The sequence below is a fragment of the Legionella sp. ST3F1 genome (assembly GCF_048553315.1).
Taxonomy (GTDB): Bacteria; Pseudomonadota; Gammaproteobacteria; order Legionellales; family Legionellaceae; genus Tatlockia; species Tatlockia donaldsonii.
In genome coordinates, this window is sequence record NZ_JBLZIO010000010.1 from 45,689 (window position 1) to 67,238 (window position 21,550).

The window sequence follows — 21,550 nt, forward strand, 5'->3', positions numbered from 1 at the left end:
CTTAGGTAGCAATCCCTTAGCAATGCTGTGGTAAAAGGGATTGCTCCATTTAAACTGTTAGAACACTAGCTAATAATCGACGTGTATAGTCTTGTTGCGGTTGCTGTAAGATTTGTTCACAAAGACCTTTTTCAATCGCACGGCCATCACGCATGACTAACACATCATCAGCAATATAAGAAACAACTGCCATATTGTGAGTAATAAATAAATAAGATAGGCCTCTCTCTTGCTGTAATTCCTTAAGCAAATTCAGGATTTGTGCCTGCACAGAAACATCAAGCGCACTAGTCGGCTCATCACAAATTAACAATTCAGGTTCGGTAGCCAATGCCCGGGCGATACAAATCCGCTGCCGTTGGCCACCGGAAAATTGATGAGGATAACGATGCAGACTGTTACGGGGTAAATTGACTTGTTCAAGCAACGTTTGTTGCTTGCGCTTGATAATCGTCGAAGCTAAGCCCTGGGCCAACATTCCTTCAGCTAAAATCTCACCCACTGTCATACGGGGATTCATTGAAGAAAAAGGATCCTGAAAAATAATCTGTACCTGTTTACGGTAATTTCGCAAGTGACGACCTTGCATAGTATTAATATTTTTATCACGATAGCTTATCTCACCAACAGTAACAGGTTGTAATCTTAATACAGCACGACTTACTGTTGTTTTGCCGCATCCTGACTCACCTACCAATGCCAGAGTTCTACCCTTGTATAACTCAAAAGACAAGCCATCCACTGCTTTGATCACTTCTTTATTATGTCTCAATATACCCCGTTTAGTATAAAAATGAACACTTAACTCGTTGACACGCAGTAGAATTTCTTCTGTTCTTTGGTTAGGTTTAGGCTCCCAATTCCTTTCTTCACTAGCTAAAGCAGGCGGCTTATCGAGATCCGGGTATAAATGACAACGCACTATCCGATTTTGTATTGTTTGTAATTGTGGTTCCTGATCATCACAGGGTCCAAAAGCATGGGCGCAACGGGGATGAAAACGGCAGCCATTGGGAAGGCAATCTAAGGTTGGCACAGCGCCTGGTATAGTTTGTAAACGATAATGGCGCTTATTAAAAGATGGCAAAGCAGCAAGTAATTGCTGGGAATAAGGGTGTTTCACTTGCGAGAAAAATTCTCTGACTGTGGCTTGCTCCACAACTTGCCCTGCGTACATAACACAGACTCTATCAGCCATTGCTTTTACCACACCAAGATCATGGGTGATTAAAAGCAGACTCATCTGGTGTTGGCCTTGTAGTTTTTTTAATAACGCTAAAATTTGTGCCTGAATAGTCACATCAAGTGCGGTTGTTGGTTCATCTGCAATCAATATTTCCGGATTGTTCGCTATAGCCATAGCGATTACTACCCGTTGTTTTTGGCCTCCCGATAATTGGTGCGGATACTGATTTAGCCGCAAATGAGGCTTGGGCATTTCAACTTCATCAAGAAGAGCAAGCAAGCGCTCATCCATTTGTTCTCTAGGTATTTTTTGCTGTTTGGATATCGCTTCGGCCAATTGCTGTCCGATAGTTAACACAGGATTTAGTGCGGTCATTGGTTCCTGGAAGATCATAGCCAACCGTCGTCCGCGCAACCCTCTCATCACAGATTCAGGTAAGTTCAGTAAATCCGTATTTTCAACATTAATTTCACTCGTTTTGCCATAAACACCATTGACTGGTAAAAGACGCATCAATGCGAGCGAGGTTAACGATTTACCACAACCCGACTCACCAAGCAGTGCCAGTGTTTCACCAGGATTAAGAGTAAAGCTTACTGCATCTACAGCAGTAATTACCTGCTCAGGCGCTTGGAAGGCAACGCTTAATTTTTTGATTTCAGCAAGATTTTTTACCATAAAGAACTTAATTATAAAAAGGGATTTCACCACTGCAATGACCAGCCAGGAGCGATTGGTTGTGCAGTATCGTCATTTCTTCTAATCGTGACATAAAAGAGAAGAGGTGTGTATAATCATGAGCAATAAACTGCACATTAAGAGTTACATAGCCCTAAAAAGAAGAAGAAATTATGCTTAGACTATTCATTTTGATAATCACGCTTTTATTTACCTGTGTTGGACAAGCAAAAAACACCGCCTCTTTTTATCAGGTTGACCTGATTGTCTTTACCCATCAGAGTGCTTATTCTCTACCTGCTGATTTATCCCTGGCAAGTAACATCACAGCAAATACCTCTCAGGCCATTCCGTTAAGTACGGAAGCCAAGAACTCCCTGACACCGTATCATTTATTGCCCGTCTCGTCTTCACAACTGCGGCAGGAATATTGGGCTTTGCACCGTAAACCGCAATATAGAGTGCTTTTACATTACACCTGGTTACAGCCTTTAAATAACCAGCGCCCGATCATGTTACCTAAAACAACAAAAGATGGCTGGCAAATAGAAGGTACTCTACGTATTCGCCGTTCCAATTATTATTTACTTGACACTGAACTCCTATTTTCAGCACCAAGCAGCCAAGCAGCTTTTGTTTTTTCCCAAAAACAACGCCTGAAAGGCGGGGCGATTTATTATCTGGATCATCCACAAGCTGGCATGCTGATTAAAGTCCATCAGCTCGCTTAACTTCAAAGCTTGTCTCTGCTGCGTGAAAGCAGTAAAGACCAGAACAATTATGGCTGCTTTTCTTTTAATAAATTCTGGATAGTGATACTAATTAATCGTGCCAAGGCTTCGAAGCAAGAAAGTCTGGCAGTACCTGTGCGCCAATATAAGGCAATAGTACGAAACGGTGCAGGTTGGACAAAAGGAATAATTTGTAAATCACCAGGCGCAACCTTATAAACAGATAACGCAGGCAACAGAGTGACACCCCTCCCTGCTTGTACCATTAATCGTAAAGTTTCCAAACTTGTTGCAGTAAAATCAGCCTGCACAACATCAGTCTTTGCCAATTGGCATACAGCCATTGCCTGTTCACGTAAACAATGACCCTCTTCTAATAACATTACCGGCTGATTAGCCAAATCATCAACTCGCATTTCAGTTTTATCAGGGGATACAACATTAGCTGCGCAAGCAAAATAGAAGGGCTCATTAAAAAGAATTTGCTTGCTAAATTCAGCCTCCACGGGTGTCGCCATTATAGCCGCATCCAATTGACCTGCAGCCAATTTAGCAATTAAGCGATCGGTTTTTTCTTCAAGTAACCAGACGCGTAAATTCGGTAAGGTCTCTTGAATCACTGGCATGACATGAGGTAATAAATAAGGCCCTAATGTAGGGATAACCCCTAAACGTAACTCACCTGTATAAGGATCAGAGGCAGCACGTGCCATTTCTTTCATTTCAGCAATCTGAGTCAGTATATGTTGAGCTCGGCTAAGCAACATACGTCCACTGTCAGTTAACATAACTTGCTTGTTAGTCCGTTCAAAAAGTGGCACACCCAACTCTTCTTCCAGTTTTTTCAACTGCATACTCAAAGTAGGTTGACTTACATGGCAGCGCCTGGCAGCCTCGCCAAAATGCATAACGTCAGCCAATACAACAAAATAATGCAAATCGCGTAAATTCATTTTATCCCCATAATACTGTTATTGTATTAGTTCCTCCAACCATCGCTACTCTCATTTACCTCGAATGAAAACCAAATTAGAAAATAATACGGCTTATATAACCTGAATTTATGCGCCCTTATCCCGTATTTGTTAAACACAGTGCCATTTAAATCTACACATTCCTACCACGATTGGGTATAGTCTCTTTTTTTTTACAGCCTAATGAATCAATGACTCCAATTAGTATTCCCCTTGCCAAAACAACACAGCGCTCTCTTATCTGGCTTGTTGGTGTTTCTTTTGTTCTGTTCCAATTTTTCTTGCAATTATCATCAGGGGTCATTATTGGTGCCATTATGTATGATATGCAATTGTCTGCGTGGCAGGCAGGACTTTTAAGCAGTTCTTTTTATTATGTTTATACTAGCATGCAAATTCCTGTGGGAATGCTTTTTGATCGTAAAAACACCCGGTTGTTACTCACACTCAATGCACTCCTCTGTACCATTGGTTGTGTTTTTTTCGCTCAAAGCACCAGCCTGTTTTGCCTAATTATTGGGCGTCTTCTAATAGGTGCCGGCTCAGCCTTTGCTTTTGTTGGTTTATCCCACTTATTAAGACAACATTTTCCACTCAAACAATTTGCTTTCATGATTGGGCTTTCCGAAACCTTGGGATTTCTGGTCACCATGTTTGGTTTGATAGGGTTGGGCGCTTTGATTAGCGAGTGGGGATGGCGAAGTTTCATTAACAGTGCAGCACTTTTGGGCCTGATTATTTCTTGTCTGTGTTGGTTATATATCCCTGTTGCTTCGCAAGAAACATTTTCTTTACCCAAATATAGCAAACAACTGTCAGGGATTTTAAGCAATGGGAAAGCGTGGATCAATGGATTATTTGTGGGTTTGAGTTTTACCGTTATCACAGTTTTTGGAGCCATGTGGGCAGTACCTTTTATTCAGGTAAAACTTGCCTGCAGTTTAAAACAAGCCAGTTTTATTGACGCCATGATCTTTTTAGGTGCTGGACTGAGCTGCCCTCTTTTTGGTAAGTTGGCTGGCCTTTTTAAGCGCCGCAAACCACTTATGGTAAGTTCATGTTTATCGACAGCGCTTTTGATAGCTGTCGTCCTTTATCTGCCGTTCGATAATGCGGTGACTCTCGGCTGGTTAATGTTTCTAATCGGCTTGTGTTGTGGAGCTTATATGCTGGCATTTTCTATCGCTAACGAACTGGCTCCTGCTGACTCCCTCTCTACCTGTACGGGCTTTACAAATACACTAGCCATGCTTAGTGCACCTCTTATGCAACCATTCATTGGATATATACTCGACAGTCTCAATCATACCGGCAAGACCTATACTCTTGCTAACTACCAAACGGCTCTTCTTATTATCCCAATTAGCTTAGTCCTTTCCAGCTGTCTCGTTTTATTTTTACCAGAAAAAACAACAAATTACTAAGAGAAAGTAGGTGATAAACTTTGGCTGGCCAATGGCTGAACTTGCTTCTGAATACCACCATCAAAAAAATTTAATCCGGCTGTTACGCTACCAACCGCTTTTTGGTTCATCCGTTGAAAATCGGCTATTTTTTTATCAATTACTTTCTTTGCGAAAGGCAAGGTTATTTCAAACGATTGGTGCGCCATTTCAGTAAAATTAAAGCTTCTATAAAATGGTTTACCATAGTCTGACGAGATTAACGAGATGGTATCAATCTCTAATTCACAAGCGATATCATGCACAACCAGCATTAAGGCAGAGCCAAGCTTTTTATTCCGGTATTCCTTGTCCACCCCTAATGAATGCAGAATCATATATTTCTCGTCCCCCCCAACACAACTAACCGTTATACTGCCGATAACCACACCACCCTTCAAGCAAATAATGGAAAGCACATTATCCACAGAACTTAATAGTTGACTGGGTTTATAATCATCGACTTCTCTTGGTGGAAAAATCTCTTCCATTAAAAGATCAGCCTCAGCCACTTCAGTGTCACCTTCCTCAAGTAGTCGCAGTTGAAAATCACTATTTGCCAATGCTTTCTCTAATGGTTTAGACAAAATATCGTTGAAATTTACTTCCCCACACACAATTTCATTAAAACTCGGCATAATCGTCTCAAATCCCTCAAGTCAACCAATATATGCTCAGACAAGCACAATACTCAAGTCTCAGCATGCCTTGGTTCGAGTTTTAGCCTCAGCCCAGAGCATAAGCAGCAGTTCGATTGGCTGCCCTTTGAGAGTTACTAATCCTCTTTCTCTTGTAATGGCTTTTAAAGCCCGCATACGCGCCGAAAATTTTTCTACTGTTTTTAATAACGTTTGCTCTGGCTCAAAGCCGGTAAAAAGACATAAAGACAGGACGCTATGTAATAAATCACCTATTTCTTCTTGAATACGTTCTTTGGGTTCCTGTAGTTCAAGTGCCTCCTTGATCTCGTCACATTCACTAATAATCTGCTCAATAATCATCGCTTGATTAGGCCAGTCAAAACCAAACCATCTTGCATTTTTCTCCAGAGCAACAAGATCGTACAAAGGATTGCTTAATGGTTTTAACATATAAACCATTCCCGCTTCAGAAGACCCATTCAACAACGGTTGAAAACCGTGTTTTTCATAAAATTGATAATTTTTTAAATAATCATTATTTTCTTTGTCTGGAGTAACTACGGCTACCGTCATTGTTTGAACCCGCTGTTGTTTTGCATACACATAAGCAGCGTGAATCAGTGACGTCCTGGCACCCTGCCCTTGATAATCAGGCAAAACGCCCAACCAACCAATATGAGCATTTGCAGAATAAGGGAACTTAAGATTTAGAAGTCCGACTTGTTTGTCCTTAACTCTCGCAGCAAGATAAACTTGCAGATCCGTTGCCTCTATAACTAACTCGTTTGAGTCTATTACCTCATCGCACTTGACCCAATTGGCTCTAATCTGGGCACTTAATTCCAGGGCAGAGGTAGCAGAAATAAACTCTATCTTGTAAACCATTTAATTGTCCTAAACGTCAATCCAGTCGCCGAAACTCTAATGCATTGCAGCAAATATTATTAGCCAGAAAGCAAAATTTAAAAAGATAAAAGAAGCGCCAGACGGGGGGGGAGTTTACAAGATCTTTAACCTGTATTACGCTGCGTGGTTGCTACATTAACGTACCTTGTTCTCAAGAAGCGAGAAGAAACATGAAAGATCTTAACCGGTTAGCCAGACCAGTGGAGCAGCCTAAAACCACTGACCGCCTTAAATCAATCTTTCGTGGTTCAATAGGTAATTTAATAGAATGGTATGATTGGTACGCCTACGCCGCATTTTCAATTTATTTCGCTAAATCTTTTTTTCCTCAAGGCGATTTAACAGCACAGCTAATGAATACGGCAGCCATTTTTGCAGTTGGCTTTTTTATGCGCCCCATAGGCGGATGGTTAATGGGAGTCTATGCTGATCGTTGCGGGCGTAAAAAAGCGCTGTTGGCTTCTGTATTACTCATGTGCATTGGTTCACTTATTATTGCATTGACCCCTGGTTATGAAACCATTGGACTGCTCGCACCTATACTACTTGTTTTAGCCCGTTTGCTGCAGGGGATCTCGGTAGGTGGCGAATATGCCACCTCGGCTACTTACTTAAGCGAAATGGCTACAAGAGAAAGACGTGGGTTTTTCTCCAGTTTCCAATATGTGACACTTATTGCAGGCCAATTAATTGCTTTATCTTTATTAATAGTACTGCAACAGTTTTTTCTTACCACAGAACAGTTAGAAAATTGGGGCTGGCGCATTCCTTTCCTGGTAGGCGCACTTCTAGCAATCGTAGCGCTGTATCTGCGGAAGGGGATGGAGGAAACCACCTCCTTTATTACTCAGAAACAAACCACAAAAAAAGAAAATTTATTATTTGCCTTAATGCGCCATCCTAAAGAAATTCTTCTCGTCGTCGGTTTAACTATGGGTGGCACACTGGCTTTCTACACTTATAGTACCTACATGCAGAAATTTCTCACGAATAGCGTGGGAATGAGTAAAATTGAAGCGACACTTATTTCGGCAGCAAGTCTATTTGTCTTCATGTTACTACAGCCGGTTATAGGGGCGTTATCGGACCGAGTTGGTCGAAGACCGATTTTGATCGCATTTGGTGTGCTAGGCACCCTTTTTACAGTACCTATTCTTTCTCTACTCAGTACCATTGAAACCTGGTGGGGAGCATTACTCTTGATTATGGCTGCCTTAACCATCGTCAGTGGTTATACGGCAATCAATGCCGTAGTTAAAGCTGAATTGTTTCCTGTAGAAATTCGCACTCTTGGTGTCGGTTTACCTTATGCCATTACGGTTTCACTATTTGGCGGGACAGCTGAATATATCGCTTTATGGTTTAAATCCAAGGGGATAGAAAGCGGTTTTTATTGGTATGTTACGATTTGTATTGCTTGTTCACTGATAGTTTATCTTTTTATGAGAGATACCAAACGAGATTCACAACTGGACTATCAATAGACCTCTTGCATACTCTGTATCTTTTGCTGCGTTTCTCGGTTGCTCATTTACTTCATGTAAACTTCGCTCCTCGAAACGCTTACGCCTTGCACTAAAACAGAGAGTATACAAGAAGTCTAATAAAATAATTTTTGCATAATAAATAATTTGTGTTAAAATCGCGCAGGTCAATAGGGAGTAGCTGCACCTCACCTAGAGGTGGCTTACATCAACATCCTTGGTTACAAACCATGGTGTAAGCAGCTTAGGCCTAGCAAGACTTTTGACTACCTATCTTCTTGAAGCTGGTGAGAAGATTAGTAGTCATTTGTCTATCACCAGCTGAGGCAAACCAAATGGAATCTTTACTTGTATCAACGGGTGCAATCGCCTTCGCGGAAATAGGTGATAAGACCCAATTACTCGCCATAATCTTAGCAGCACATTTTAAGCGACCTATACCGCTTATTTTAGGTATTCTATTTGCTACCTTAATCAACCACAGTCTGGCAGCCGCTGCTGGCATCTGGTTAGCTTCCACTATCAATCATACGACATTACGTTGGATACTCGCCGGCTCCTTTATTGCAATGGCAATCTGGGCCTTTGTACCCGATAAACTAGAAGAAAACCAACCAATGATCAAAGGTAAAATGGGTGTTTTCTGGGTTACTTTCTTCACTTTTTTTCTGGTTGAAATGGGAGATAAAACACAGTTAGCCACAATTGCTTTCACTGCTCATTATGCAACGCCTTTCATGGTTGTCATGGGAACAACGCTGGGGATGCTGATCGCCGACGTTCCAGCCATTATGCTTGTAAGCAAGACAACTAATAAGCTATCGCTGAAACTGGTACGCTCTATTAGCGCTGTGTTTTTTATCTTTATGGGAATAGTGACTTTGCTCAATGTTAACCGATTTTTTTCCTAAAATAACAATAGCTTAATCGACATAAAAGGCATTTTATGTCGTTAAAGGAACGTTAATTGTGAGCGCTGACGAGGTACACGATTCTTTGAGAACCGATAAAAAACAGTCGCCATAGCGAACAAAGGGAAGCAATCCTGTTCATCTCCAATGAGTATCGTTCTGGATTGCTTCGACAGGGCTCGCAACGACGAAATACATAGCCCCCGGAACACTTACCGTTAATTAATTGCTTCTGCCCCAGGTTGCTGCTGACCAATTTTATCTTTACTTATTGTACAAAACCCGGGCATCATACCATCCGTCAACCCAGCAATCAGTTGATGTTGGTTATCATTCTCGGCTAATGCATTCTGCAAGGATAAACGCACTTTCGGTGAAGCAATACGAATATGCCAGACGCCCTCTTTCTCTTCTTGCAAAGTCACAAATTGTGACATAGACACCGCTTTTCCTTCTATATTTCTCCAGCCCGCTACAGCACCTCTTAAAGCATCAGGTTCCTGTAAGTTCACTGAATAAAAACCACTACCATCATTGAATTGGCATAAAATTCCAATGAAAGGATGGAGAGATTCCTGGGGTTTACTAACCCAGATCTGCCTAAACCAGGCCTTTTGGGCGGTAACAAATTGCTCTTTACTATCCTCACCCGTTTGTAGATGTCCATTCAAACGACCAGTTTGATTAACTAAAAGCTCTATTCCAGAACGCAAGTCTTGAATAGTAGGTGTATTTCCTGCCTGCTTTAACATATCAACCTTGAAATTGAATCCTTTTTGGGCCTTTGTTTTTACACCAAAAACCCAGCTGTTGTTAATGGGATTAAATTGGAGGAAAGCTCGTCCTACCTGCCAATTACTGACAGCAGGTTGTTCAATAGTTGTGATAGCCTCTTCAAAGAGCAATACTTTTTGAGTTTGCCCATCAATGAGGGTTGCGATAGCATGGAATTGATTATTATCGCGTTGCATTTGGAAATAATAGTTGTAGCGTTCCCCACTTTCATTAGTCACCATCCCAGAAAATACCCAATCCGCTTGTAGCGCAGTGGAAGAAAGTGCCTGTTTCGTTTCTTCCGGTTTCACTGCTGTCTCGGCTATAGGTTGTGCGCCAACGTAACTGGTAGCCAATAAGGCAAAACAGGCGAATAACTTGGATAATTGTGTACGTTTCATCTCAAATATGACCTTGTAAGTGTTCATGGGACCATAGCGCCTCCCAAAATGAGTCGCTTAATTTAGCTTCTACAGGTAAAAAATACCATGAATCATCAGCAAAAACCTGGCATTTAACGGCGTCTTTTTCTGTCATTAGTACTGCTTTTTCCGTGAATTGTAGTTCATTTTTCAAAAAACGATGATGATCTGGAAAAGGATATTTTTTAAAAGTAATTCCAAGATTCTGCAAAGTAGCGAAAAATCGTTGTGGATGCCCAATGGCTGCAACAGCCGCCACAGGAAACTCCAGGGCGCTAATAGGTACATTTCGTCCTGTGGACAAATGAGTTAATTCACCTGGTTGCAAAACCATGGAATAAGCGCCTGGCCACTCTCCCCCATTCACTACAATTAAATCACTTTTCTGCAAGCGGTTAACATTTTCACGCAATGGGCCTGCGGGTAAACAAAAGCCATTTCCCAATCGGCGCAGCCCATCAATCACAACAATTTCTACCGCCCGCCCCATAGCATAATGTTGCAAGCCATCGTCACTAATGATGATTTGACTCTGATACTTATCTAACAGATATTGAACTGCCTTTACTCTCTTCGGAGCAATGACTACCGGACAACCTGTTTTCCTGGCCAGTAATAAAGGTTCATCACCAACTAAAATTGCCTGGTCGCTAGCAGAAACCTCGTGGGGAAATTGAGTAATCGTAGCGCCATAACCACGACTAACAATACCAACCCGTAATCCTTTTGCCTGAAACGCCTTTGCCAAGGCAATTACCAGAGGTGTTTTTCCCACTCCCCCTACTGTCAAATTACCAACGATAATAATAGGAACAGAAAATTGTTGTTGCCAAAAACATTGTAAAAAGATTCGGCGTGTCGCAATAACCAGTTGGTAAAGCAGGGCAAATGGCCATAAAAACCAACGAAAAAAATGCTTTTTATACCATAGCTTTTCGATAAATTGTGACATTAGCCAATAACTTCTTCTGCACTATCTATACCCAGTTGATACAATTGAGCATAGTGACCTTCCAAGGCCAATAATTGCTGATGGGAGCCTTGTTCAACTACCCGCCCTTGATTCATCACGATAATTTTATTAGCTCGTTTAATTGTTGACAATCGATGCGCAATAACCAATGTAGTCCTTGTTTTCATTACTTGTTCCAGTGCAGATTGAATATAACGCTCTGATTCACTATCTAAGGCCGAAGTTGCTTCATCTAGAATTAAAAGTGGGGCATCTTTTAGTATGGCACGCGCTATAGCTAAACGTTGACGTTGCCCGCCTGAGAGAAGAACCCCATTTTCCCCTATTTTGGTATCGTAACCGCTGGGTAAACGAACAATAAATTCATGGGCAAAAGCCAGTTTGGCTGCATGAATAATTTGTTCACGGCTCACATCAAAACAACCATAAGCAATATTGTTAGCCATGGTATCATTAAACAAAGTTACGTGTTGACTCACTAAAGCAATTTGCTCTCGCAAGCTTGCTAACGTTAACTCTTGAATGCTTTCTCCATCTAACAAAATCCGACCCTGGCTAAGCTCATAAAAACGCGGAATTAAACTGGCAATCGTTGTTTTACCACTACCGGAATGACCTACCAAAGCGACTGTTTCACCAGCAGCGACGCTAAAACTGACCTCATGCAGTACCTGCTGCCCTCGACGGTATGCAAAACTAACTTTATCAAACACAAGATCACCGCGCACTTTCTGGGCTATTTTTTTACCTTGATCTGGCTCAGTAGCCTTATCCAATAAATTAAAAACACTCTCCGCTCCGGCCAATCCGCGTTGAATCGCGGCATTGAGTGTCGTGAGTGTTTTCATTGGTTTGATAAGCTGGAACATCGCAGCAATAATAGCCAGGAAAGCTCCAGCGGTAATCGTAATGACGGTTGCTAACTTAATAGCAGCCAGAATGATTAAAGCAATCCCCACAGCAATCACAAATTGTACCCCGGCAACATTCATTACCTTGGTTACAGCGACTTTCATATCATTTTTGCGTGACGTTTCTGTCGCTTGATTAAATTTGGTCACTTCGTGGCTCTCGCCGCCAAAAATCCTTACAACCCGATAACCTTCAATCGCTTCCCCAGCAATTTCAGTCACCTCTCCCATCGATTTTTGCACTTTGTGGCTAATTCTTCGCACTCGTTTATTAGTGTAACTGACAATGAGCCCCACAAAAGGGACAGTCAGCAGAAACATCAATGACAGTTGCCAGCAAATAACCATCATCACTGTTAATAGTCCTATCACTAAACAGGTATTTTGGACAAAGTCAGTCAATGCATCAGCACTGACTTGGGCTACCTGCTCAACATCGTAGAGGATTTTAGATAATAGTTGTCCTGAAGTAGCTTCATCATAATAGTCAGCAGGCAGACGAATAATATGCGCAAAAACACGCTGACGAAGCACTTTGACCACAGAGCGGGCAACCCAGGTCATACAGTAACTGCCAGCAGAACTTACCAAGCCCCGGATTGTAATCCCCAGTAATATGATGAGAGGAATTTTCTTAACAAAGGTCATGTCGACATCAATAAAGCCTTTATCCAGAAAAGGCCGCATCATGTACGTAAGGCCAGCATCAATAGCCGAATACAAGATATTGGCAAAAATGCCAAGCAGAAGAATAGGCCAAAAAGGCTTAACATAAGACAGTAACCGTCGATAAAGCAGGCCTGTTTTACCAATTGTGTTTTTTTGCATGGGCTAAGCGCTAGGGTTGGCATTCAGGGGGCGAATTGTACCGTAATTAGAGGAAACTGCCAATTTATCGGGTCAAAAAACGACTCAAACAACAAGCCGTTTAAAGGTGAACTTATAAGGGTTGTTGTAAATTTCTCGCCAGGGTGTCAATCAAATCAGGCCCTTTATAAATGAGGCCAGTATACACTTGCAATAAAGAAGCTCCAGCCTGCAGTTTTTCACGGGCCACCTGGCTATTATCAATACCACCAACACCGATTAAGGTTACTTCATTACCCACTACCTGCTTTAATAAACGCAAACACTGGGTTGAACGCTCAGCAAGGGGTTTACCACTTAATCCGCCTGTTTCATTTCCATGAGCCAACGCACTGACAGTATCCCGTCTGCAAGTAGTATTAGTCGCTATAATGCCAGCTACCTGATGTTGGAGGATCACGTCAGCCATTTGTTTTAATGTCTCATCTGATTCATCGGGTGATAATTTAATGACTAAAGGAACCAGGCGTTGTTGCTCATCGGCTAAACGTTTTTGCTCTTCACACAATTGGCCAAGCAGTACACGGAAAAATTTATCTTGCTGCAATAAACGTAAATCCGGCGTGTTAGGTGAAGAAATATTGATAGTGATATAGGACGCGTATTGGTACACCTTCTGTAAACAATAAAGATAATCTTCAACCGCGCTCGTCAGGGGAGTCTCTTTGTTTTTACCAATATTAATCCCCAAGATACCTTTGTAACGAGCTTTAGCCACATTCGCTATTAAGGCATCAACACCAAGATTGTTAAACCCCATGCGATTGATGATGGCTTCAGCCTGCGGCAGGCGAAAAAGACGAGGTTTAGGATTACCTGCCTGCGCACGAGGTGTTACTGTCCCCAATTCGATGAAGGAGAATCCCAGTTTGCTTAAAGCATCCAAATGCTCACCGTTTTTATCTAATCCTGCCGCTAAACCAACAGCATGAGGAAACTCTAGGCCCATAGCCTTAATAACTGTTTTTTGCGGCTGTTTAAAGCAGCTTTTCGGTAAATAATGGAGGGTAGAAAGCACCAGCTGGTGCGCTTTCTCAGCATCTAGTTTAAAAAGCAATGGACGAAGAAGTGAATACATGACAGCTCCAAAAAAAGCAATCTTACAATAGGTTCATAAGGGGAGAAAGCGATTAAATCAGTTTATTTCCAAGAGAACCATGCCTGTTATTTTGACCTATTAGATACTGCTGAGAATTAAGGAATACATCCTAAACCACTAAATAACGATTTCATTCTTCGGAGCCGTTTCGGTAGTCAATAACCACTGTATCTGCTGGTTAAGATCAATTGTAATTGCCGACCATTCTTCAATCTGCTTATCTTCATAAGCATTCTCTTTGGGAAAAAGTGTTTTGTGTCGGGCAACAGCCGCATCTCGTGCTTGATGTAGCCAGGCAATTTGCGGGGAAAACAAATGCAGCATACCCTCTACCCATTGATCGAGAATTTTCCAATAAGGATCAGCTAAGGTCATTTTGAATTGTTTGATAAAACGCGAGATGTGTTTGGCATCGTACCAAATTTCATATGAAATCCAGCGATTAACCGTAAATAAACGAATAGGTTGGCCAAAACGATTCATTGCAATAGCAACTAGGTGCGTCATAGGATTATCGATATTTTTATCCCAGTCTGGCAAATCAGTCGGTTTTATCTGTTTTGGAATATGTTTATAGCGTAAAAAACAGTGGAAATGGCCGTGTTCATTACTCGCAAGATCTTCGCGATGACAGTGATAAAAATACTGCGCACCAGTATCATGATCGATACGATCCCCTTTAGGATAATGATTCATTCGCACATGGCGACGTTTCTTTTCCAACGTGTAGTGGAGAATATTCTTGCCTTTCTTGGTAGTCATTTGCTGCTGTGCTTCAAGCACTTGCATCGCATAACGCAGATATCGCTCTTTGCTACCGTTTGTCAGAGAAGGCAACTTAAATTCAGCAATTGTTAACATAGAATACACCGATAATAAAGAGGTAGTAATTTCATACTACCTCTTTATTTAACAAGCGATTAACTACCAGAGCAACCGCCGCAACCACCGCAACCTTTACAACCGTTGCAGCCTTTGCAACCGTTACAACCTTTGCAGCCCTTGCAGCCAGTGCAGCCTTTGCAACCTTTGCAGCCAGTACAGGAAATTTGAGAACCAGCAGCTTGATTGTCTGCAAAAGCAACAGGAACTACAGCAGCAGTTGAAAGTGCAGATAACAGAGCAGCAACAGCTAATGATGACTTTTTCATAGTGAGCCTTCCTTGCAAAATTAATAATTAAAACAAATTTAATACTAGCAAAACATTCTTACATCTTTTTACTAAATTAATAAAGACGTTATCTAAAATAATTTCTCACCTCCTGATTGATAGGTATCAACATGTTTTACAAAATATCAAATCGCTAATGACATTCTCAAATCATAGGGACAAGTTTACTTTTCACCATACAGTCAACAATATAATTGGGAGTATAGATGAAGAAACGTTTTTTTTCATAGGTGGTATTTAGATAAATCTGGGCACAAAACTTTAAACTCAGTCCTATCCCAACAAATCCAGGATCTTAAAGACAAGAGGTTTTCAGCTAAAGCTGGCATTGTTGTGCCCAGACTCGCAGCATCGCGTTCCCGCCGGGTTGCAAATGATAAGCGACCTCTCGCACCTCTACCCCTAAATTATCCTGTTGTAAGCCGAGAAGGACAGGTCCTAAAAAGGGAGATGGGTGGCCGTAACGATCAATCAGAGGAAAAATTCTCACCTCTTTGGCTACACGTGCCAGTTCTTTTATCACTTGCAGGTGAAAATCCACATCCTGATCATCAAGATCAGCAAATAAATAATGAGAACTTAAAGCAAATTCAAAGGAAAAATCAGCAAACGGCAAGGCATAATTCCCTATTCCTATATAACGCTTAGCCATCTTACCTTTTTCATAATCAGCAAAAAACCGAGCCATTCCTTCGCGCCTTTTTGCAAATAAGGCCTCAGGATTACCATAGCGACTAAAATCAAATTTCTCTTGATCCCTTACCACTCTACTGACCATATCAGCAAAAATTAAAGTAACTTTGCTGTATAAAGTATCCTTATCCAAATTAAACAGTGGATCACAACTCACTATTTGCTGTGTATGGGCAGTTAATTCCGCGTTCACTGCACTTGGACCACAACCATATTCCAACAGGCGAGTTTCCATATCTGCTTTTGATAAATCAAACATTTCCTGATATTCATCAGCATGATGGCCCCACAGCACAAGTTTACGCATATACATCCCCTTCCTTTGTCGATTACCTATTTCAAAACAGGTGCTCTTCATTCACTTGGCACAGTCCAAGACAAACGCTTGCAACAAATTCTCATTTAAATTGATGTTGCAACTTGAATTTGATTGGGTATAGTCTAGCCTATTTGCTTCAGTAACAGGAAGTCATCTATGCACGTCGGTATACAACATCAACTTGGCGAAACCTATGATCTTTTGCGAGATAGTGTTTATCAATTCGCCCAAAAAGAAATCGCTCCTCTGGCAGCTCAGATCGATGCAGATAATACTTTCCCCAATCATCTATGGCAAAAATTGGGCGAAATGGGTTTATTGGGCATCACGGTTAGTGAAGAATATGGCGGCGCGAACATGGGTTATCTTGCGCATGCCATTGCGATGGAGGAAATTTCCCGCGCATCAGCCTCTGTTGGCCTAAGTTATGGGGCTCATTCCAATTTATGTGTGAACCAAATTTACCTCAATGGCACAACGGAGCAAAAGCACCGTTATTTGCCTAAACTAATAAGTGGAGAATATGTTGGCGCGTTGGCAATGAGCGAGTCAAATGCTGGCTCCGATGTTGTCAGCATGCAACTTCAAGCGCAGGCTGTGGGCGACAAATTCATTCTCAATGGTACCAAGATGTGGATCACAAATGGTCCAGATGCAGATGTTTTGGTTGTTTATGCAAAAACCGATAAACAAGCAGCCAGCAAAGGCATCACCGCGTTTATCATTGAGAAAGGATTTAACGGTTTTCGGACGGCACAGAAACTTGATAAACTCGGTATGCGCGGTTCAAATACCTGCGAATTAGTATTTGACAATTGTGAAGTACCTGCGAAAAACGTGTTAGGAGAAGTGAATAAAGGTGTAAGAGTATTAATGAGCGGTCTTGATTATGAACGCACGGTATTAGCAGCAGGTCCTGTTGGAATCATGCAAGCCTGTCTGGATGTGGTCTTACCTTATATTCATGAACGCAAGCAATTTGAACAAGCCATTGGCGAATTCCAATTTATTCAAGGTAAGTTAGCAGACATGTATACGGAATTGAGCGCATCACGGGCTTATCTGTACACCGTAGCTCGGGCCTGTGATCAGGGCATGGTTAGCCGTAAAGACGCAGCGGGCGTTATTTTATATACAGCCGAAAGAGCCACACAAATGGCTCTGCAGGCCATTCAAACTTTAGGCGGGAATGGTTATATTAATGAGTACCCTACTGGGCGCTTGCTGCGTGATGCAAAACTCTACGAGATCGGTGCTGGTACGTCTGAAATCAGACGGATGTTGATTGGACGCGAACTATTTAACGAAACTGCATAAGGAAAATGAATATGGAACCAAATGATATTGTTATTGTTGCAGCCAAAAGAACACCAATGGGTAATATGCTTGGTAGCTTATCCGCTTTATCAGCACCCGAGTTAGGCGCGGTAGCCCATCAAGCGGTTATTGAACAAGCTGGCCTTTCCCCTGCAGACATTGATGAAGTGATCACTGGTTGTGTATTGCAAGCAGGCATCGGTCAAGCGCCAGGAAGACAAGCAGCGATCAAAGCCGGCATTCCCAATTCAGCTGGTGCGACTACGATCAATAAAATGTGTGGTTCAGGTATGAAAGCCGTCATGTTAGCCCATGATTTATTGAAAGTTGGTTCGGCAAACATCGTTCTTGCCAGCGGTATGGAAAGCATGAGTAACGCGCCCTATTTACTGAGCAAGGCACGAGCAGGTTATCGTTTGGGTCATGGTGAACTAAAAGATCATATGTTTCTTGACGGCCTTGAAGATGCATACGAGCGCGGCCAATTAATGGGCTGTTTTGCTGAAGCAACAGCAACCCATTTTCAATTTACCCGCCAGCAACAAGATGACTATGCTATTCGCTCCTTGACTCGGGCACTGCAAGCACAACAAGATAATTCTTTCGCTGAAGAAATAGCGCCCGTCACTATTGCCGGACGTAAAGGTGATATCGTTGTTTCTCTGGATGAAGGCCCAGACGCCAGTAAACTGGCTAAAATTCCGCAACTCCGCCCTGCTTTCAAGACTGATGGTACTGTAACTGCCGCGAATTCTTCCTCAATCTCAGATGGTGCAGCCAGCCTGATTTTAATGACTGCAGCTAATGCAAAAAAACGTGGTTTAACGCCGTTGGCTCGAATTATCGCTCATGCAACCCATGCACAGGCACCACAATGGTTTACTACCGCTCCTGTTGACGCAATTCGCAAAGTATTAAACAGAGCTGGTTGGCATCAAAGTGAGGTTGATCTTTTTGAGATTAATGAAGCGTTTGCTGTAGTCGCTATGGCAGCAATTACACAACTTGAACTCAATGATGAAAAAGTCAATGTTCATGGTGGGGCCTGTGCCCTCGGCCATCCTATTGGAGCATCGGGTGCACGCATTATTGTTACCTTAATGCATGCTCTAAAACAACAACGCAAAGCACGTGGTGTAGCGGCCTTATGTATCGGTGGTGGTGAAGCAACTGCTGTTGCTATCGAAATGGTGTAACCCCTAGGTATTATGAATTTACTTGGGTCTAGTAGAAATAAAGTCCGCATCACTCTTCAGTCCGCAGAGTGATGCACTAACTGCTTAAGGATGTACATGCTTAGACAAAGTCTTATTTATTTAGCGTTAAGTATTGTGGTTGTAATTTTTGCTAAATATGCCCATATGCTCATTGTTTATATAGGGATGCTCTATGCTTTTATTAATGTCAAATTGACACCCATTTTTAGCCAAAGTGGTTTGGGATTAATGATCCGCAAAGTGATTCTTCTCGTATTTATCCCAGTTCTAATTGCGGCCGTTCCAGCGCTCACTTACCGGCTCATCAAAGGGAATGACATGCCCTATCTTATCGAATTCACCTGGTGCCTATGGCTGGTAATTGTACTCAGTAATATCTTGATACATTAAGGATTATCGATGGCTAAAATCACTAGTCAATTAAATCCCGCCAGCAAGGATTTCAAAGACAATGAAGCGGTTATGCAAAAATTGCTTGGTGAACTGCAGAACACTATCCAGGAAATTGCTCAGGGTGGTGATGAAAAAGCGCGTCAAAGACATTTAAAACATGGCAAATTATTACCCCGTGAGCGCTTACAGTACTTACTTGATCCAGGCAGTCCTTTTCTTGAATTATCCCAGCTGGCCGCCTACCGGGTTTATGAAGATAAGGTTCCTGCTGCAGGAATTATTACTGGAATAGGACGTATTGCTGGTACTGAATGTATGATTGTGGTGAATGATGCCACGGTTAAGGGGGGAACCTACTATCCCCTTACTGTTAAAAAACATTTGCGAGCCCAGGAGATTGCTAAAGCTAATCACCTTCCCTGTGTTTATTTAGTTGATTCAGGAGGCGCTTTTCTACCCCGTCAAGATGAAGTTTTTCCGGATCGAGATCATTTCGGCCGTATTTTTTATAATCAAGCCATGTTATCAGCAAACAATATTCCTCAGATTGCGGTGGTGATGGGCTCTTGCACCGCAGGCGGTGCTTATGTACCCGCGATGGCTGATGAATCCATTATGGTACAAAATCAGGCTACTATCTTTTTAGCTGGCCCACCCCTGGTAAAAGCGGCTACCGGCGAAATTATCAGTGCCGAGGAATTGGGTGGTGCTGATGTCCATTGCAGGCAATCTGGTGTAGCTGATCACTATGCCGAGAATGATGCCCATGCGTTACACTTGGCCCGTGTCTCGGTAAGTCATCTAAACCGTAAGAAACCTGATGGTCTTTGTCGTATTGCCAGCAGAGAACCTCTCTATGATCCCAAAGAATTAAATGGTGTTGTACCAGCCGATCCACGAAAACCTTTCGATATCCGGGAAGTAATTGCCCGCCTTGTTGATGGTTCAGAGTTGGACGAATTTAAAGCACTTTATGGTACCACCCTGGTTTGTGGTTTTGCCCATTTGTTTGGTTATCCTATCGGCGTAATTGCCAATAATGGTGTTTTATTTGCTGAAAGTGCTTTAAAAGGAGCGCATTTTATCGAGCTATGCGCTCAACGTCGTATCCCTTTATTATTTCTGCAAAATATCACTGGTTTTATGGTGGGTAGCAAATACGAAGCAGCGGGTATAGCCAAACACGGTGCCAAGATGGTGACCGCTGTTGCCAATGCTAACGTTCCTAAATTCACTGTAATAGTAGGCGGTAGTTTCGGTGCGGGTAATTATGCCATGTGTGGTCGCGCTTATGAGCCGCGTTTTTTATGGTCCTGGCCGAATACCCGTATCTCGGTCATGGGAGGGGAGCAAGCCGCAAATGTTTTAGCGCAAGTTAACCGCGATAAACATTTGAAGCATGGAACAACCTGGTCTGTTGAGGAAGAAGAGAAATTTAAAGCTGATTTACGCAACCAATATGAAACTCAAGGCAATCCCTATTACGCGAGCGCAAGACTCTGGGATGATGGTGTTATTGCCCCGGAAGATACTCGTAAAATCCTTGGCTTAAGCTTGTCTGCTGCCTTAAATGCTCCCATCCCTGCAACCAATTTTGGTGTATTTCGCATGTAAGAGAATCTAATGACAAAATGCCAAAACAGCACGATAGGGAAAAACAATGACTGATTTACTAAGTGAGTTGCATGATCGCGTTTTTATAATTACTTTAAATCGACCAGGTAAACATAATGCTTTTGATGACAACTTGCTGGCAGCATTGCAACAGCTACTTGATGAAGCCATTAGTAATCCGCAAGCAAGAGTTATTTTACTAAAAGCAAATGGAAAACATTTTTCAGCAGGCGCGGACCTTGCCTGGATGCAACGCATGGCTCAATTTAGCGAAGAAGAAAACTTACAGGATGCCCTGGTACTTGCTCGTGTCATGCACACTCTACATATCAGCCCTAAACCCACTATAGCGATGGTACAGGGTGCCGCTTATGGTGGTGGCGCTGGTTTAGTAGCCGCTTCTGATCTGGCAATTGCTTCGCCAACTGCCCGATTTTGTTTTTCAGAAGTAAAACTGGGTTTAGTCCCTGCTGTCATTAGTCCTTATGTCGTAAAAGCGATAGGTGAGCGAACTGCAAAATGGCTATTTATGACAGCAGAGATCTTTGATGCCGAAGAAGCAAAGAAATTACAATTAGTACAACACTGTGTAGCTGAAGAGGAATTGTTGGCCTTTACTGTCAATTATGCTCAACAAATAGCCAGACTAGCTCCTGAAGCAGTGAAGGCTTGTAAAACGCTGGTTTCACAGGTTGCAGCTCGGCCTATTAATGAGGAGTTGTTGCAGCAAACTGCGACGCTCATTGCCAAGAAACGGGTTTCCGCAGAAGGGCAACGGGGATTAACCGCATTTCTTAATAAAGAAACACCCATTTGGGATTAGGGG

At 42.3% G+C, this 21,550-nt stretch carries 20 protein-coding genes and 1 riboswitch; of the genes, 9 read left to right on the top strand and 11 right to left on the bottom strand.

All coding sequences use genetic code 11. The features are described from left to right. Positions 1–49 precede the first annotated feature (49 nt). Complete coding sequence (locus tag ACN4Z1_RS08465) at positions 50–1,864, bottom strand: ABC transporter ATP-binding protein (protein ID WP_228363279.1); 1,815 nt, start codon at positions 1,862–1,864, stop codon at positions 50–52. A gap of 173 nt (positions 1,865–2,037) precedes the next feature. Here ACN4Z1_RS08465 and ACN4Z1_RS08470 point away from each other — a divergent pair, with 173 nt between their 5' ends. Next, on the top strand, positions 2,038–2,595 hold the full coding sequence (locus tag ACN4Z1_RS08470) for a CsiV family protein (protein WP_228363280.1): 558 nt from the start codon (positions 2,038–2,040) through the stop codon (positions 2,593–2,595). A 47-nt stretch (positions 2,596–2,642) separates the two neighbouring features. Here the strand turns inward: ACN4Z1_RS08470 and ACN4Z1_RS08475 are convergent, their stop codons facing one another. After that, positions 2,643–3,548, bottom strand: a complete 906-nt coding sequence (locus tag ACN4Z1_RS08475; RefSeq protein ID WP_228363281.1) for a LysR substrate-binding domain-containing protein — start codon at positions 3,546–3,548, stop codon at positions 2,643–2,645. Positions 3,549–3,760: 212 nt separating this feature from the next. Between ACN4Z1_RS08475 and ACN4Z1_RS08480 the strand changes: the two genes are divergently transcribed. Then, on the top strand, positions 3,761–4,993 hold the full coding sequence (locus tag ACN4Z1_RS08480; RefSeq protein ID WP_228363282.1) for an MFS transporter: 1,233 nt from the start codon (positions 3,761–3,763) through the stop codon (positions 4,991–4,993). Here ACN4Z1_RS08480 and ACN4Z1_RS08485 read toward each other — a convergent pair. Further along, positions 4,990–5,649: a GNAT family N-acetyltransferase gene (locus ACN4Z1_RS08485; RefSeq protein ID WP_228363283.1), complete on the bottom strand. Its 660-nt coding sequence runs from the start codon at positions 5,647–5,649 to the stop codon at positions 4,990–4,992. The two genes, ACN4Z1_RS08480 and ACN4Z1_RS08485, sit on opposite strands and share 4 nt — an antisense overlap. 60 nt (positions 5,650–5,709) lie before the next feature. Beyond that, positions 5,710–6,537, bottom strand: coding sequence for a GNAT family N-acetyltransferase (locus tag ACN4Z1_RS08490; RefSeq protein WP_228363284.1), 828 nt, complete (start codon positions 6,535–6,537; stop codon positions 5,710–5,712). A gap of 191 nt (positions 6,538–6,728) precedes the next feature. Here ACN4Z1_RS08490 and ACN4Z1_RS08495 point away from each other — a divergent pair, with 191 nt between their 5' ends. Together ACN4Z1_RS08495 and ACN4Z1_RS08500 are read left to right on the top strand one after the other, a co-directional pair. Beyond that, complete coding sequence (locus tag ACN4Z1_RS08495) at positions 6,729–8,042, top strand: MFS transporter (protein ID WP_228363285.1); 1,314 nt, start codon at positions 6,729–6,731, stop codon at positions 8,040–8,042. 160 nt (positions 8,043–8,202) lie between these two features. Then, positions 8,203–8,328, top strand: a riboswitch (yybP-ykoY riboswitch). A gap of 49 nt (positions 8,329–8,377) precedes the next feature. Beyond that, complete coding sequence (locus ACN4Z1_RS08500) at positions 8,378–8,953, top strand: TMEM165/GDT1 family protein (RefSeq protein ID WP_115221804.1); 576 nt, start codon at positions 8,378–8,380, stop codon at positions 8,951–8,953. A gap of 218 nt (positions 8,954–9,171) precedes the next feature. Here the strand turns inward: ACN4Z1_RS08500 and ACN4Z1_RS08505 are convergent, their stop codons facing one another. The 7 genes from ACN4Z1_RS08505 to ACN4Z1_RS08535 form a co-directional block, all read right to left on the bottom strand. After that, on the bottom strand, positions 9,172–10,128 hold the full coding sequence (locus ACN4Z1_RS08505) for a hypothetical protein (RefSeq protein WP_115221805.1): 957 nt from the start codon (positions 10,126–10,128) through the stop codon (positions 9,172–9,174). 1 nt (position 10,129) lies between these two features. Then, positions 10,130–11,101 carry a tetraacyldisaccharide 4'-kinase gene (lpxK, locus tag ACN4Z1_RS08510; protein WP_228363286.1) on the bottom strand — a complete coding sequence of 324 codons (972 nt, stop codon included), beginning with the start codon at positions 11,099–11,101 and terminating at the stop codon, positions 10,130–10,132. Next, positions 11,101–12,861 carry a lipid A export permease/ATP-binding protein MsbA gene (gene msbA, locus ACN4Z1_RS08515; protein ID WP_115221807.1) on the bottom strand — a complete coding sequence of 587 codons (1,761 nt, stop codon included), beginning with the start codon at positions 12,859–12,861 and terminating at the stop codon, positions 11,101–11,103. The genes lpxK and msbA overlap by 1 nt, the downstream gene beginning before the upstream one ends. Before the next feature lie 112 nt (positions 12,862–12,973). Beyond that, complete coding sequence (locus ACN4Z1_RS08520) at positions 12,974–13,978, bottom strand: quinone-dependent dihydroorotate dehydrogenase (RefSeq protein WP_228363287.1); 1,005 nt, start codon at positions 13,976–13,978, stop codon at positions 12,974–12,976. Positions 13,979–14,116: 138 nt separating this feature from the next. After that, on the bottom strand, positions 14,117–14,860 hold the full coding sequence (locus ACN4Z1_RS08525) for a DUF6969 family protein (protein WP_228363288.1): 744 nt from the start codon (positions 14,858–14,860) through the stop codon (positions 14,117–14,119). Positions 14,861–14,891: 31 nt separating this feature from the next. Further along, positions 14,892–15,077 (bottom strand): hypothetical protein, encoded by a 186-nt coding sequence (locus tag ACN4Z1_RS08530; protein ID WP_228363289.1) that lies wholly within the window; start codon positions 15,075–15,077, stop codon positions 14,892–14,894. A 410-nt stretch (positions 15,078–15,487) separates the two neighbouring features. Further along, positions 15,488–16,171: a hypothetical protein gene (locus ACN4Z1_RS08535; RefSeq protein WP_228363290.1), complete on the bottom strand. Its 684-nt coding sequence runs from the start codon at positions 16,169–16,171 to the stop codon at positions 15,488–15,490. Positions 16,172–16,339: 168 nt separating this feature from the next. Here ACN4Z1_RS08535 and ACN4Z1_RS08540 point away from each other — a divergent pair, with 168 nt between their 5' ends. From ACN4Z1_RS08540 to ACN4Z1_RS08560, 5 genes are all read left to right on the top strand, one after another. Beyond that, the gene (locus tag ACN4Z1_RS08540; RefSeq protein WP_228363291.1) at positions 16,340–17,500 is read left to right on the top strand and encodes an isovaleryl-CoA dehydrogenase; all 1,161 of its coding nucleotides are present in this window, start codon (positions 16,340–16,342) and stop codon (positions 17,498–17,500) included. Positions 17,501–17,511: 11 nt separating this feature from the next. Next, complete coding sequence (locus ACN4Z1_RS08545) at positions 17,512–18,696, top strand: acetyl-CoA C-acyltransferase (protein ID WP_115221812.1); 1,185 nt, start codon at positions 17,512–17,514, stop codon at positions 18,694–18,696. Between the two features lie 96 nt (positions 18,697–18,792). Further along, positions 18,793–19,107: a hypothetical protein gene (locus tag ACN4Z1_RS08550; RefSeq protein WP_115221813.1), complete on the top strand. Its 315-nt coding sequence runs from the start codon at positions 18,793–18,795 to the stop codon at positions 19,105–19,107. Positions 19,108–19,116: 9 nt separating this feature from the next. Beyond that, positions 19,117–20,724, top strand: a complete 1,608-nt coding sequence (locus tag ACN4Z1_RS08555; protein WP_228363292.1) for a carboxyl transferase domain-containing protein — start codon at positions 19,117–19,119, stop codon at positions 20,722–20,724. Positions 20,725–20,770: 46 nt separating this feature from the next. After that, positions 20,771–21,547 carry an enoyl-CoA hydratase-related protein gene (locus ACN4Z1_RS08560; RefSeq protein ID WP_228363293.1) on the top strand — a complete coding sequence of 259 codons (777 nt, stop codon included), beginning with the start codon at positions 20,771–20,773 and terminating at the stop codon, positions 21,545–21,547. The last annotated feature ends 3 nt before the right edge of the window (positions 21,548–21,550 follow it).

What these genes read in the sequence shown, in the direction of transcription:
- ACN4Z1_RS08555 (WP_228363292.1), top strand. Translation starts at nt 19,117, where the DNA reads ATGGCTAAAATCACTAGTCAATTAAATCCCGCCAGCAAGGATTTCAAA.
- ACN4Z1_RS08540 (WP_228363291.1), top strand. Translation starts at nt 16,340, where the DNA reads ATGCACGTCGGTATACAACATCAACTTGGCGAAACCTATGATCTTTTG.
- ACN4Z1_RS08475 (WP_228363281.1), bottom strand. Translation starts at nt 3,548, where the DNA reads ATGAATTTACGCGATTTGCATTATTTTGTTGTATTGGCTGACGTTATG.
- ACN4Z1_RS08560 (WP_228363293.1), top strand. Translation starts at nt 20,771, where the DNA reads ATGACTGATTTACTAAGTGAGTTGCATGATCGCGTTTTTATAATTACT.
- ACN4Z1_RS08470 (WP_228363280.1), top strand. Translation starts at nt 2,038, where the DNA reads ATGCTTAGACTATTCATTTTGATAATCACGCTTTTATTTACCTGTGTT.
- ACN4Z1_RS08465 (WP_228363279.1), bottom strand. Translation starts at nt 1,864, where the DNA reads ATGGTAAAAAATCTTGCTGAAATCAAAAAATTAAGCGTTGCCTTCCAA.
- msbA (WP_115221807.1), bottom strand. Translation starts at nt 12,861, where the DNA reads ATGCAAAAAAACACAATTGGTAAAACAGGCCTGCTTTATCGACGGTTA.
- ACN4Z1_RS08500 (WP_115221804.1), top strand. Translation starts at nt 8,378, where the DNA reads ATGGAATCTTTACTTGTATCAACGGGTGCAATCGCCTTCGCGGAAATA.
- ACN4Z1_RS08485 (WP_228363283.1), bottom strand. Translation starts at nt 5,649, where the DNA reads ATGCCGAGTTTTAATGAAATTGTGTGTGGGGAAGTAAATTTCAACGAT.
- ACN4Z1_RS08490 (WP_228363284.1), bottom strand. Translation starts at nt 6,537, where the DNA reads ATGGTTTACAAGATAGAGTTTATTTCTGCTACCTCTGCCCTGGAATTA.
- ACN4Z1_RS08525 (WP_228363288.1), bottom strand. Translation starts at nt 14,860, where the DNA reads ATGTTAACAATTGCTGAATTTAAGTTGCCTTCTCTGACAAACGGTAGC.
- ACN4Z1_RS08545 (WP_115221812.1), top strand. Translation starts at nt 17,512, where the DNA reads ATGGAACCAAATGATATTGTTATTGTTGCAGCCAAAAGAACACCAATG.
- ACN4Z1_RS08495 (WP_228363285.1), top strand. Translation starts at nt 6,729, where the DNA reads ATGAAAGATCTTAACCGGTTAGCCAGACCAGTGGAGCAGCCTAAAACC.
- ACN4Z1_RS08520 (WP_228363287.1), bottom strand. Translation starts at nt 13,978, where the DNA reads ATGTATTCACTTCTTCGTCCATTGCTTTTTAAACTAGATGCTGAGAAA.
- ACN4Z1_RS08535 (WP_228363290.1), bottom strand. Translation starts at nt 16,171, where the DNA reads ATGCGTAAACTTGTGCTGTGGGGCCATCATGCTGATGAATATCAGGAA.
- ACN4Z1_RS08550 (WP_115221813.1), top strand. Translation starts at nt 18,793, where the DNA reads ATGCTTAGACAAAGTCTTATTTATTTAGCGTTAAGTATTGTGGTTGTA.
- ACN4Z1_RS08480 (WP_228363282.1), top strand. Translation starts at nt 3,761, where the DNA reads ATGACTCCAATTAGTATTCCCCTTGCCAAAACAACACAGCGCTCTCTT.
- ACN4Z1_RS08505 (WP_115221805.1), bottom strand. Translation starts at nt 10,128, where the DNA reads ATGAAACGTACACAATTATCCAAGTTATTCGCCTGTTTTGCCTTATTG.
- lpxK (WP_228363286.1), bottom strand. Translation starts at nt 11,101, where the DNA reads ATGTCACAATTTATCGAAAAGCTATGGTATAAAAAGCATTTTTTTCGT.